The following is a 14,562-nucleotide window of genomic DNA, read 5'->3' on the forward strand; positions in this document are numbered from 1 at the left end:
CCATTCCTTAAACACATGTCTTCAAACTGTTTCTCTGAAAAACCTGTGTATACGAAGGCTGCTCTGCACCGCTGCCTGAATGCTCTTTAATTTCTCCGTCTCGATTGAATCCGACGTATTCCGTGAGTGTCGGTGAATGGGTAATCACCGGGATCGAAACAATAATCTTATTATTGCCTATGTAGAATGCTTCTCTGGCATCAAGCTTCACACCATCTTTATAGCCAAGATATTCATAAACCTGTTTCTGTTTATTGTAATATTCAACAGGATTACTCTTGGCATAATTTACTAATTCGTAAAACACGCTGCTGCCCTTCTGCCGCTTATAGATTACCGCATGTTTTTCTTCCACCGTTTTTGAACTTATTGACAGATTATTCTTCTTCCCCCTTCCTATCCTAAATTCTTTTTTGTCAACCTTTGCTTTATAATAATTTTTTTGACCCTCAAACCGAACCCAGAGAACCGGCCCATTTGAAATTTCAATTTCTTTTTCTTCTTTTTTCCTTTTTGTCGCACTAATAATTTTGCCCTTATATTCTATAATATACTTGACAAAATCACTATCATGAAGCAGACAAATCGTTAGAACCACCATTAAGGATACAACACCGAAAACAATAAATTTCCCAATCATTTTATTACCTTCCTTTCATCTGTTTATATTTGCAGTATATCAGAATCAAAGTAGATAATAAAAAATCTCACTTTGTGCAATCCAGCATGTATATCGATTCCCAGATACTCTCTTTCACGTCCTCCATATCAAATGTATTTTTTTTCTTATGGTTAATCATGCAATAATAACGTGCTTTATCATCTTTGTGCAGTATTCTTCCGCTTAGAAATGTAACTAAAAATTGATTGATAAATCCATAGATTACTTTCCAGCCTTCCACTTGGTTCTCAAATTGATTCTTGATAATTTTTAAATCCTCCTCACGGATTCTTCCCTTATAGTAGTGACCTGTAAAAACTGTATATATTATTGACGCAAAATATCGCAATTTTACGGCTTCTATATCATTGCAGGCCTGTCCATCCACTTTTATCGGAACCATGTAATATTCACTGAATTCCTGGAGGTAATCCCGATAAACCTTCCGTGCGTCCTCACTTTCCAAGGTGTATAAGCCAGATTCCAAATAATCAATCCAGAACTTTCCCTTATCCCTTATTAGCATTTCCAACTCTTCTGCTGACTTCTCATGTCCATTAATCTCCCGCATAATTTTCAATGCTTCTTTTCCACAGTCATACCACATGAAAGATTCCAACAGATAATCTACCGGCACCAGTTCTTCTATCTGCTTCACATTCCCGATAAATATCCCTATCAAACCAGCCACCCTCATCTTATCCGACAAATCTAACAATTGCAGACCGGAAAAATGACTCTTGAATTTATCCGGATACTGTTTCTCCATATATTGATACCAGGATGCGCTTCCAATCGCCATTCCCTCTCGTTCTTCATAATAGAATTCAACGTCGCACGGGTCTGCAGAAAGTGGTATTACCTTTGCATTCTTTAACATGTCCTGTATTTCTGCCCTGTTGAATCTAAGATGAATACACAGGTCTATAATCCAACGTCTCGATATACCGCTACTGGTAAAAACACGTCCAAAACTATCTCTATAATTTGGAGCGTAGACTCTCACAGCCTCGGCAAATTTGATAGAAGCTGCATATCGCTGCTCCTTTTCGCAACATTTACGCATTCTTTCTCCAAATGTCCGAACTCCCGTGTAAAAAAACATCTTGGATTCTGCAATAATGGATATAATCTCATCCTTCTTTGTTACTCCATATAGATTGCCTGCAATATTTTCTGTACCTCGCTGCAGCGCATAGTCTCTTTTCTGGCACATGTCCATATCAACACTCTGGACAATCCGATCCAACTCTGGCTCTAACTCCAGCAGCTCTTCAAATGTAATGATATCCCTGCACACTTGTATAAGGAGCGCTTCATGGACGATTCTGCAATAGAGCTCCTGGCCTAAAATCACCTTCATCTTATTTCGGACATACTGAAAACGCAGATTACGATACCCACTGCCGGATTTATCCCGGTGATTATTATCAAAATCAAGAAGCGCAATTGAAATAAATGTTTCCAGATTCAGTGGTACATTCTTCCCTTTTTCCCAATTTGCAATTTCATTTCTATGATATGTTTTACAGACTTTCGTACCTTTTTCGTTTTTAAAATGGCAGATTTTTTCCCCGAACTCTTTCTGGCTCATCTTTCCACGAACCTCGCGGATCCAGTTTATGTATGCCTGTCTATCCATTAATGCCCTCCCGCTTTACTATTTTAACCAATCTCTATTTATCGGGTAAACTTCCATTTCTTCAACACGCGCATCACTATTCGTTTCCTGATAATGTGGCAATCTATTCGGTTGTGAAAGTTCAGGAGTTTCACCTGTTCCTTGGTACTCTAAACACTGTAAGATTCTTCTTTCCAATTCTTCTATCGTCATTAGCCTATTCTCCATACCTGCTAACAATTTCTCCACTCTAGCCATCCTTGCCTCCATCTCGTCCATCCGTTTTATGGCTTCGTTTTCCTTATTTTGAAGATTATTCACTATACTCCAGTTCCCACTTTCATTTTCTCCTCCTTTGCCCATACCCATCTCCATTCTAGTTACTTGTTTCTTAATTCCTTTTTCAAAACTATTATTAACCTTGGTGATCTCTTCTAACTTCTCCTTAATTTCAATACCTTCTGCATCGCATTTTGTTTTCACCAATCCCGCATAAAAGTGAGGTTCTTCCTTTTTCAATTTGTCATATATAGCTTGTCTTCTAACAGGTATTCTTTCATAGGTTCCTGAGCACACTGCATCTAGTCTCACTTCCAGCATCAAATAAATAATATAATCTTTATTATCAGCCCGCTTTATTATAATTTTTTCCAGATTATCCAGAAAATTTTGCATATCTTCATGGACTTTAGAGAGTTCAAATTTATCTAATGCCTGTAACTCACACTCCTTCTGCTCCACGATCTGTTTCCATATACAATAACATTCCCGATTCAACTCAGCTTTTCCATCTTTAAGTGGTACTTCTTCGATTTTCTGCAAATATGGTTTATTTTGAATCACGGACTTTACTTTCTCATATTCCTCAACATCTCCAAGCTTGATTTCCTTCCATATGTTGAAATCCTGATTCTCAAATGCCCAAGTACAAAAGATTTTACTAGGAATATCATTTTTACACATTTCCCATACAAATATTTGAGTTGCTTTTATCTGATTATTCTGCTCCGAATTCCCAACGCACGCCAATACATTTTCCCTAATTAACCCAGGTATTTCTTTTGCAAAATCCAGATTTATTATATACTGTTTATACTTATTGTTCTCATTGATACAGCTATACAACTTGATAGCATTCCAAAATTCCTCAAATGTCTCAATTTTCCCAAAATGTCTCTGAATACAAGAATCCTCTTGAAATAATAGATATTGCACAAGACTTGCCTTTACAGTCTTAGGGAGCTCTGCTATCGTCTTTTGATATAATCTCATACTTTTCTCATATACTCGAAAAATCAATATTTCTGCAAGTTTAGTTAGCTCTAATGACTTCTCTTGCTCTGTACAATCCAGAAGTTTCCGTATGACAATCTCTTTCAATAAACGTCTTAATTCTTCTGCTTCTAAGTCCTCTGCCTGTGGAATATATTTTAAAATTGCCCCTTCAAAAGACGAATCCCTTTTTGCTTTATCAATTAGAACGTCCATGGGACATGGCAACTCTCTTTTGGGAATTTTTTCCCCTTCCCTTAGTTTCCATTTAAAAAAATTCTCCCTTAACTTTTCGCTTCTTATATTTTCTATCTGACTATACATTATCGAGAAAACAAAATTTCGATAACTAAGAAGTGATTCTACCGCTTTCTCAGCAAGTCTCAAATATAATTCCGGTATCTCCACATCTGGTTCTTTTCCAAGACAAATCTTCTCATGCTTATCCTCTATTTTTCTATTGTCTGAATATGCGATATGAACTATAGCTGTATTATCTTCTGCATTAACACTATATGTAAGCCTTTTTCTATAATCGATACCTTCCTCCCCAACTCCTGGCGCAAGGCAGCTTGCCAGCCATGTAATTTCCCTGGCTATGGCTGGATACTCCTCCTCTTTCCACTCCTGGCTGTCTACTAATATCCATATGAAATTTTCTTCTTTAAACATAAGCGGATATATCTTGTACAGGAAATATGCAAGCCGCTTCTGATCCATATGATATTTTTCTAAGATTCTCAAGTAATCCTTTTCGCGCAAAACAGGTGAAAGCTCTATCCGGTCTAATTGTTCTCCTTTCTTACATTCTCTCTGAAATGGGTAATCAAGATAATACATTTCCGGATTACATACCACCGCCTTCCTTTCCTCCTCACAAGGGACAAAAATATGGCAGATCTTATTCACATCGCCCCCTTCTCCGCTTAATTCCGGACTAACCCCTACCCCTACAAAGGTTCTGAATGTGTCAGCATAGAGAACAAACTGTGCAGTTTTGTCAGACCACTCCTTACCAAAGTCCGATCCAACGCTCATACATCCTTCCCTAAAATCTCGTTTCGGATTACTATAAGATACAAGTCCAAGTCCTTTCCCGGTTTCACGCATTAGGTTATTTCCTCGCGTATAAAAAGCCTGTTCAAATTTCATAATTCTTCCCTCTTATTCCTCCATCCACCCATTATCTGCAATGCGTCTTAATATACACGTAAGTAACGGTTCCGCCACCCGAATTGGCGCATATTCATCTTGCAGTTTTCCTCCGTCCGAGCCACACCCCAAGGCGCTAATACAGTGCCATGAAACTGCCTGTCTTCCTGTGGGTTTCCCGTTTCTGTCAATCTCACCGAAATCTCTCTTAAATTCATCGATGTCTTTACTTCCAAATAGATGAAGTTCTTTAATCATTTTCTGAACAAGTTCATTTCTCATTTCCATGGAATCCTTGTCAAGCATATCATCTAATATACCCCGCTGAAATAATATATCATATTCTGCTTTTGACTTAATTTCCTCACAATGCTCCAATAAATCGCTTTTTATAATCACTCCGGCAAAATACATCTCCTCTAAATGACTTCTGCAGTCATGTTGAACCAGCACATTTTTATAGTTATAATATACTTCTAAAGCCGCTTTAATATCTCCGCTTTTAAATGGTACCTCGAATGCATCCTTTATTAAATCTCTTCCTGATATTTTTTTCCCTCTATTTTCCTCCTGTTCTTTCCCCTGTTCTTCAACAGGCAGCAACTTACAGCTTTTAAATTCCTGCTTAATATTCTGTTCTCTTTTTCTGGGAAGTGTAATATTTAAATCATCTGGTTCAAACAAATATAATTCAGCGAACATTTTATCTAGCAACATATGGAGATTAGGGTTTTCTATCAAATTCATCTTTCTAAGTTCTTCTCCCGCATTGTCATATATTCCTATTATCATAGTATGATTAAGATACTGCACCTTTAAAAAAACCGGTGGAATCCAATGCTGTCTATCTGTATTGTCCGGACATCGCCCCCCTTTTCGGCACATTTCATTCGCATTGTTTGCCATCTCATAATATGTGGTATCTTTTTCATCATGAGGCAAATGTGCAGGCGCAATACTGATTTGATGCCTGCTGTCTGGATCCCCCCCTAATTCCTGGAATGCCTCCCAATTTCTATTCATCATGGACAATAAAAAGGTAGTCTTTCCCCTTCCAGATGGAGCCATTAACGCAACCGCGCCAAAGTCCTCCGCCTTATCCCAGCCGATGGGAAGCCTGTTATGACAATGCGGACAGCAAGGCATCGCATAGATAATTATATTTCTATTGATGTCTTCAAACACATCTATCCCATCCCGTACGTTATAAAAAAGCATTTTTTGTCTCTTTAAAACCAAAAATTCATCATCGTAATCGGCCCCTTCTTCTAGTTCCATTTCTTCTAAAGCTTTCTCACATTCATCCACTATCTTTGCATTCTCACGTTCTATAAACTCTTTCAAAAGTTTAAAACCATTTTTTCTTCCTGGCAAAAAGTGTTCTCGCAAAATGATATGTTCAGTTTTTGTATTTTTCTTAAAGCGTTCATCTCTCCTATCATCATTTTCGCTTATATATATCTTTATTCCCGTACCAACAACCGTTTTTTCTTTCACATCCTTCCAACTCCACATTCTAGGAAACGTCAACTCATATGCCAGATTATCCATATCAATTTCCGAAAAATCATAAGGACAAAAATTTAATTTATTCATTATTCATACCTTCCTCTTCATTTCATATCTACTGTGCCTCTACTTCTAATATCATACCTACTTCCCACCGGTTCACTTGAATTTTTACGCTGTACCTATTCCCACTCAAAAGTACAGCCTCCTTTTTTAATTCCATATCCGTGCCATTTCCAGCCCTTTGCAAACCAAAACGAAATTCTCTCATACTTCTTAATTCAAGCCCAACCGAACCATCCTCATCTTCATACCCATATATATAAATTCCTGTTTTCCCTATATTGTCTCCTAATTTCCCTTTTCCTAATATTTTCACATCATCTAGTTTATAAAATCCCTTTATATACTTGCCCGCATCATTCCGGCATCCCTTTTGTCCCATCACATTTGGCAGCGTCGTAATCTCTCGGATAGATAACTTACAGACAATTTCATTTTCCAACATATCTTCAACTGTCCCTGCTTCAATTCCCATCTTCCTTATCTTCCCGATTAATTTCTCATTCTGTTCTCTGAGCATTCTGTATCCGTTCTTCACTTTATCCAGTTCTTCAGACGCTCTGCCACAACATTCTCTAATCTCTTTAATGGCATTATCCACATTCCCCTGATTCTTTTTTATACTTTCTTCTTTCCCCTTATAAATCCCAATTCCCCGCTTCGCATTCTCTATCTCCTTCTGTATCTTTTTTCCTTCTGCCAATATATCCTCTTCATAATTCTCTCTCTGATAAACATCTAATCCAAAATCTTCCCGCTGCTCTTCTTCCAACAATCCTGCAAATTCCAGTACTCCCATTTTCTTTCCTTCTCCATGCAAAGCTCTCCTGACACGGGACTCGTTTTCCTGGAATTTTTCTTTCTCCTCGTCGCATACATTGATCATCTTGGTAAATTCCGAAGCAATACGCTCAAATTCAGAGAACATTTCTCCTAATTGTTCCTTTTTCCTCCTGATTCTGAGCCCACTCAATATAAACAAAAGAATGATCATCAAAACCGCCACAATAACGATCTTTACCACCATTCGGGCAACCCCCTTATCTGACAGATTGCCTTGTACCGTTACCTCAGCTCCCATCCCCGACTCATCCACAATCTGCAGCGCAAAATTTACATCCCCAGTGTCGTCAGCCACAACATTGACATACCCATCCTCCTGGGTTACAGACACTTTATTTGCTTCATTCAACTGAGCAACATTCTCAATGCTTATCCCTTCTCCTTCCAGATCTTCATACAACTCGCTCTCTTTGATTGAAAATGCAATCTTCCCATCTTCCGTCTTTTCGCCTTTGAATTTTCCGTCTTCTATATTATGGACAACAGGAGCCGTCTTTTCTACAGAACCCGCTTCCGCTTTATAACTCAGATCAATAAAATCCTCATATGTCAGATGAAGTTCATATCTATATGCTCCGTATGCATCCAAAACAAATGCGTCGCTTTTTGCAATCCCCTCCTCGATTTCCATCGCAGGAGTGATTTCCGTCTCTTCTCCCTTTTCATCCACCATAATCACGGTTGCCTCAACAGAAGCCATAGAATCTATCTTGACCTCTTCACCATTCCTGTCATAGAAATGGACAACCATCTCGTATTTTTTCCCCTTTTCTCCCTTTCCCTTTTCTTTCTTATTAATATCCACCGAAACCTGGAGGTACGCATAACACGCAATTGTACCAGATACCCCGTCTAAATCCGGGCTTTCAATTTCAATCGTACAATCCCCTGCCTTAGGTTTCCCATACTCAATAAATGTCGCCGTCTTATCTTTCCACATTGTATACTGGGAATCTTTGACGGATGCCAACCCACTTTTTTGTATATTACCGTCCAGATAAACCTGTAATTTTTCAACTCCGAGAGAAGGAATGTAAAAATTCACATTGCCAGATGAATCCGGATTCACCTCCCGGTATTTCATATTGTTTTGCATGGCAAAATATATAGCGGCAAACTTATCCGACAACGTAGAGATCTCACTATCCATAACTTTTGAGAATCGCGACGGCACATAGTCCCATTCATCGGAAAAATAATTTACCAGCCGTTGCAGATAAGCTTCATCATTTCTGTCTTTCTGAAGATACACACAGTAAATCTTCGCCTTCATTTTCTTCAGACGGGCGGCCTGCTCCTCCGTCTTCCTGTCTGCCGCCACCTTATATGCACTGTCACCCGCTAAATTTTCATTAATCCCGTCACTAAACAGTACAATTATCCGCTCTCTTGACGAATCCTGGCTGTCAAACATATTCGCAGCAGCTTCCAACGCATTTCCAATGTTCGTATCTATATTTCCCTGATCCTGCTGTTTCATATCCAGGAATTTCAGAACCTTCTCACTTCCCGCCTTATCTTCCATAGAGGTAAGAGAGAGCGTATCATATACATGGTCGGCAAAATAGACTACGCCTACACGGATGTCGGCTCCAACGGCAAGATTACTGATATTACGAAACGCCTGGTTTCGTATTTCCTGCTGTTTCCAGACGCTCCCGCTATTATCAATAACATAGACAACGTCATACCCTTTGTCATTCAGATTGTCTGGTTCCAGCATTTCTCCCTCATTCTTCTCGGAATCTTTCTTGCCCTCTTCCTCCTTTGCATAAATCATCCCGCTTTCTATTCCCCAAAAACCACTAAACAGAATGGCAGTGAGCAATAGCAAAACACATCCTAACCGCATTTTCATAAACTTCTGATTCCCCAATCCCTTTTTCATGGCACTTTTCTCCTGTACTTTTAGATTTGATTATGGTTTCAGGTATTTACCTTCATCCCAACACCTGGCCGAAAAAAAAGGTAAGCAAACAAAGAGAAGTTTCCTTCTCTCTATCTCCTTACCTTTGATAAACCTTTTACATTATATCACAGTATTCGACAAATTTCGACACTTTTTTTATAAAAATTTAACAATTATGGCTCATCTTCATTATTTTTTACAGTTTTCCTTATATAAATCGAGAAATATTTTAAACACTTCATATAAGTATTCCGGGTCGTCCTTTCCTGCAATTTCTTTCATTTCTTCAATTACTTCATTTACTTTTTCTTTGAAATCGGTTTTATACCGCCATAGATTTCTTATTCGTCTTTGATTCTCTTCGTTTACATATTTTTTAATTTCGTCAATAAATAACTCCCGAAATTCCTTTTTTATGTTATCATTTTTTAACCCTTTCTGAAAATTACATATGTCTTCGAGATACTCTCTCTTTTCCTTTTGTCCTTCCAACTTCAGCTCTGAATCGATCTGGTATGGGTTATTATCAAAATACCTTTCACATGAATACATTTTAACAAATATTTTTCTAAACTTGGATTCCTCTTTGTCGTGCTCCTTGTTGTATTTCACATCTTCCTTTATTATATTTTCTTTTAATTTACCAAACATTCTTTCTAGCTGACTTTTTGAAGTTCCTTTTTTAGAAAGGAACTCAATGACTTCGCTTTTATTCGTCAAAAAAGCTTCTTGGAATCCTTCTTTTAATAATAAATCCCATCTGTCAAGATAAATACCATTATACCCCATATAATTTTCATTTTTTACTTTTCCAAATATCCTTCTGACATTTGCATTAACCGTCATATGGTGACGTGATTTCCAATCAAAAATTGAAGCTGACCAAAACATATTATTAATATCATTTTCTAAAGCTACAATAAACTCTTCTGGTTCTTCGTCAATTATTCTAATTATCCTTTCTCGATCCACATATCCAGAATTCCACTCATCCGAAAGAAGTGACTCCAGTACATCTTTTAGATAAATACGGTTACTCTTCGCAAAATCTTTGCATTTCCTTTTTTCAGTCTCAGAAACAAAAGGCATTAAATTTTCTTTGATTATTCTATACAAATCTCTTTTACGTTCCTCAGAACATGGAATCCTTTTTACAATATTGGGGCTATCATAAATATATGCTACACTCTTGGGAATACGCATTCTCTCATCTTTCTTTTCCATTTTATATAACTCGTCACTCCATGGAAAATTTATTAGATATTCTTCCCTTCCTCCATAAAAAATATCTGCGCCAGTAAAAATATTAAATATTGGCTGATCAGGCTCTATATTATATAAAATCGGAAGAATCCGTTCTAATTCAGTTGGTTTCCCTGCATCCAATTTTTTTAGATAAAATACTGCATCCAATTTAATCTTATTATCTTTGTATTCTGTGTATCTTTCCAATAATATTCTTTTGATTCCGCTTCCTCTCTCAATATGATCTAACCCGCAAGTATCAATTAACTTTATTTTTTTTATCCCGCTTCTTTTAACCATAAGCGCATAATTATTGGATACTAAGTCTATAACATGAACTTTCTTTACCATTCCAGATAAGGAACTTCCGCCTATCACTTTCAGACATAGACCTATAATCTGCCTTAAATCCTCATTAATTTCCGAAAATTCAATTTTCAGAGTATACTTTTCTACCAAATAATCTTTCACCTTGTTATATATCTCATTATAAATATACTCATAAAGTTCTTCATAATATTGTTTTATTCCCACACTTTCCTTTCTATTCTCTTCTTTATCCCCTCCCGTATTCTCACTCTTAATATTTTCATCAATGGATTCTTGATATTTGCTTACAAGCTCTCTAATATGCTCTTCCGGTTCCTTTTCGTCAAAAAGAAAAAAGAATTCTTTGACATCAAAAAACCCCTTACTGCTATTTAGCACATCATACAACTGCTGCCTTTCCTCTTCCTTATAAACATAATTTTCAATATCTTCATTATCTGACCTTAAAATATGTTCTATGTATTCCTCCAAAGATATCTCAACATTTTCTTTGTCTTCCTTTTTACAATTTTTATGATAGCATTCACGCCAGTCCTCTCTAAATATAGCACTAATTTTATTAGGACTAATAGGTGATTTTTCTAAATTAGTCATTCTTCCAAATAAACTTAAAATATTTTTGTATACCGAAACTATCTCTTCTTTTTCAGCGTCGTCTCCCTTTCTTAAAACATCGTTTATTTTAATAATTATTGGGGGAATATCAAGTTTTACATTGTTTCCAATAATTTTCTTATATGAATCCTTCTCAAATATTTTATCTATTTTTTCCAATGGTTCAAATACTATCCTTAAATATGCAATCATATCTTCTTCCAAATTCCTATATGGAAAACAATATGGGTTTTGGAAAGAATAAATTATCCTGTTTATATTTGTCAATTCTTCCATATGCACTGCAAATTCTTCTTTATTATAAAATCTCAGTTCTAATTCAGTCTTCTTATGCCAAACATTCAAAGAATAATCAATGTCCATCCTTGTCGTCTGCCCATCCCCGCTAGCATTCACAGCATCTCCATGTAACATCAATTCATTAATAAAGGACGATTTACCTGAACCACTTCCGCCCAAAAGCAGTACACTAATCTCTCTCTCATTTTCGTTAATGTCATGGCTTAATCCTTTCCCTGTCCATTCAATTTCTATCTTCCCATCATTATACTCAAACAATATAATTCCGTTTTCTCTTAAAAACTCAAATGCCTGTCTTATCCTAATAAAATAAACCAGCTTAAACGGGTTATCCCCATCTCCGACATTGCACAAGGATTGATTAATTCCAATAAGATATTTCTTTTGTTCTGAATACAGATAAACCGGACCTCCTGAGAATCCCTCAAATAAATCCCGATCTGACATATGTTTATACCAATGGTAACTATCTGTAATTTTATATATTCCAAGCTTCTTCATCTGCGGAAATGTATCTTCTACTTTTCCTTCAATAATTAATCTGCGGTTCACATCATCATCTTGCAATATATTAGGATAACCAACCGAACAAATGCTTTTTGAAGCAGGCTTTTCCCATAATATCTCCTCTTCAAAATCAAATGAAATGCAAACCATTTTGTCTAGTTCAACCAGTAGTAACGCTAAATCGCTTTCGTTGTCACAAACTTCACCATATTCTACATAAACCGCCTTGATAAACTCTTTCTTGACCTCATTTCCAAACATATCATAAAATTCTAGGTTAATAAACTCTTTCTTATTTCTCCCGTCTGATTTTAAATCGCGAATCACATGATAATTTGTCAAAATTACACAAGTATTTCTGTCTTTATATTTGCATGGAAACAATATACCACTTCCAAACCGATTAAATGTCTGAATATACACTAAATTTTTCATTTGTACTCCTTTCACATCTAAACAACAAGTTTATCTTTAACTACAATATATTTTATCTCATCATCATTATCATCACATTCATATTCTGTACTTGTATAAAGGTAACATCCCGCTGCTTCTAATTCTTTTATTAACTCTCTGCTTGGATGTTTTTTCTCATTATTTTGATTACCTTTTATTGTCACTACTGCATGTTCACACTTATACTTATTAATAATATTTACCAGCCCTTTATTATTATTTAATGCCCCATGATGCGATATCTTTATATAGTCAATATGTGTAAGCCCCTTTATATTTTCCAATTCCCTCTCCACATATGTTACCATACCGTCTCCAAGCATTAAGATACTCCTATCGTTAAATTCCAACAAAAAAACTATTGAGCTTTTGTTTTGAAGGCTCGAATTCTTTTTATTTTCATTCCAGCTTCGCATAAATTTTTTTAATGTAATTATATCTGGCGAAAGAATTGTAATATATACAACATTTTTTTCTAATGAACACCGATCTATAAGAGCCCTTTGTTTTTTTGATAGAAGCCAGACTGGAAGTTCTGAACCTTTGCATCTTCTCCTTAATACTTCATTCTCCCTAAAATAATTACTCGCATAACTTTTTATTAATAACTTTTCACGATTATGCTGCTTTATCAATTCAAATAACTTCTGTCCCTGTTCGTAGCTGATTAGGCTTTCATCATATTTATTGTACAAGAAGAATGTCTTATTCCGAATAATACTCTCTTCACCCTTCTCCATCAAATCTATGGCTCCTCGAATGTGATCTGCATCTATATGAGTTATAACTACACCATTTAATGTCTCGCCATTTAATTCCTCTTTAATTTTGTTCAGCAATCCCTCTTTCCCACAGTCTACTAACAGGTTAAAATGTTTACCCGATTCCTCTATTTTTATTAAAAAACAATCAGCTTGTTCTATCCCAAAACTTTTTATTTCCATACTCATTTTCTATTGCTCCCTCCGCAGCTTATATCTGTCTTGTAATTTTTTTATCATAAAAAAAGTAAGCAAACAAAGAGAAGCTACCTTCTCTTCATTTCCTTACCTTTGAGCCACGCTCTTACTATATCACATCACTCGACATTTTTCGACATTTATTTTTATAATATTCTAACTTTTAAACACTCTACTTTATAATGCGACTTTACCGGCAAAATACTCCCCAATCCCCGCAATAAACCCCAGCGCCGCCTCCTTCATCTCCCCCGGAAATGCCGTCAGCGCCGGCGCCGTTTCAAAACTCAACACACCCTCATACCCAATCCTCCTAAGCCCCCTGACGAATCCCTCCCAATCCGTGGAAGCCCGATTCTCCCTCGTCTTCGTGAACGTAAACGGTATCTGGTGCAAATCCCCCACTCCATCATTATCGTGGATATGAAGCGCCTTCAGCCGATGCCCAAGCCTTACCAGAAACTTTTCAAAATCAATCCCCACCAAATTCCCATGCCCCGTATCAAAGCAAAACCCCAGCGCCTCCACATGGTACTTCTCATTAAACCGATCAATCCGCTCCGCCGCCTTCCCCGCGTTACAGCAAGGTCCCTCCACCACATGCCCTCCCAGCACATCGTACAGGTTCTCGATACAGAGGACAATCCCCCTCTCCTTCGCCATCGGCGCAAGAGAATCCAGGAATCGCTCCGTCTGCCTCCACTCTGCTTCCTCAGACCCAAGGTTCCCCGACAGCTTGAACCCATGCACTACAAGATACCGGCACCCAAAAAAAGCGCAGATTTCCATACTTTTCGGCGCAACCACATTCCACAGGTAGTCGTTGATCTCCTTCTTACCGCCAGGGATATACAATGGATACGGCATATGCATCTGGTGAACCTTCACCCCGGCGGCTTTCGCCCCCTCCTTATGGGGTCGGAAAAACGTCTCCAATTCCGTAACCGTCTGGTCAAAAAAACTATTCAGCTCAAATCGGTACAGCGACGTATTCAGAAGATACGAATTCAAACTAAAATCAACATTAGAAAATCCCACCCTTTTCAGCAGTTCAAATCCCGCTTTCGGGTCCCGATCCTCTACCACGCCCTTCGTCTGTACGCCTATGGAAACCATACCG

The 14,562-nt window shown here is 37.3% G+C and carries 8 protein-coding genes; all 8 read right to left on the bottom strand.

Translation table 11 applies throughout. From position 1 onward, the window contains the following. Positions 1 to 7: 7 nt before the first annotated feature. The gene (locus AC6I3O_RS24600; protein ID WP_497853140.1) at positions 8 to 640 is read right to left on the bottom strand and encodes an FHA domain-containing protein; all 633 of its coding nucleotides are present in this window, start codon (positions 638 to 640) and stop codon (positions 8 to 10) included. Between the two features lie 67 nt (positions 641 to 707). Next, positions 708 to 2,303, bottom strand: coding sequence for a hypothetical protein (locus tag AC6I3O_RS24605; protein WP_497853141.1), 1,596 nt, complete (start codon positions 2,301 to 2,303; stop codon positions 708 to 710). 18 nt (positions 2,304 to 2,321) lie between these two features. After that, positions 2,322 to 4,706 (bottom strand): hypothetical protein, encoded by a 2,385-nt coding sequence (locus AC6I3O_RS24610; protein WP_497853142.1) that lies wholly within the window; start codon positions 4,704 to 4,706, stop codon positions 2,322 to 2,324. Positions 4,707 to 4,718: 12 nt separating this feature from the next. Next, entirely contained in the window at positions 4,719 to 6,302 is a 1,584-nt protein-coding gene (locus tag AC6I3O_RS24615; RefSeq protein ID WP_497853143.1) for a hypothetical protein, read from the bottom strand. A 28-nt stretch (positions 6,303 to 6,330) separates the two neighbouring features. Further along, positions 6,331 to 9,009, bottom strand: a complete 2,679-nt coding sequence (locus tag AC6I3O_RS24620) for a vWA domain-containing protein (RefSeq protein WP_497853144.1) — start codon at positions 9,007 to 9,009, stop codon at positions 6,331 to 6,333. 210 nt (positions 9,010 to 9,219) lie between these two features. Beyond that, complete coding sequence (locus AC6I3O_RS24625) at positions 9,220 to 12,462, bottom strand: S1 family peptidase (protein ID WP_497853145.1); 3,243 nt, start codon at positions 12,460 to 12,462, stop codon at positions 9,220 to 9,222. Between the two features lie 17 nt (positions 12,463 to 12,479). Next, positions 12,480 to 13,433, bottom strand: a complete 954-nt coding sequence (locus AC6I3O_RS24630; protein ID WP_497853146.1) for an MBL fold metallo-hydrolase — start codon at positions 13,431 to 13,433, stop codon at positions 12,480 to 12,482. 186 nt (positions 13,434 to 13,619) lie between these two features. After that, the gene (locus AC6I3O_RS24635) at positions 13,620 to 14,558 is read right to left on the bottom strand and encodes a sugar phosphate isomerase/epimerase family protein (RefSeq protein ID WP_497853147.1); all 939 of its coding nucleotides are present in this window, start codon (positions 14,556 to 14,558) and stop codon (positions 13,620 to 13,622) included. Positions 14,559 to 14,562: the final 4 nt, after the last annotated feature.

Source organism: Sporofaciens sp. St.21A7 (assembly GCF_059728535.1).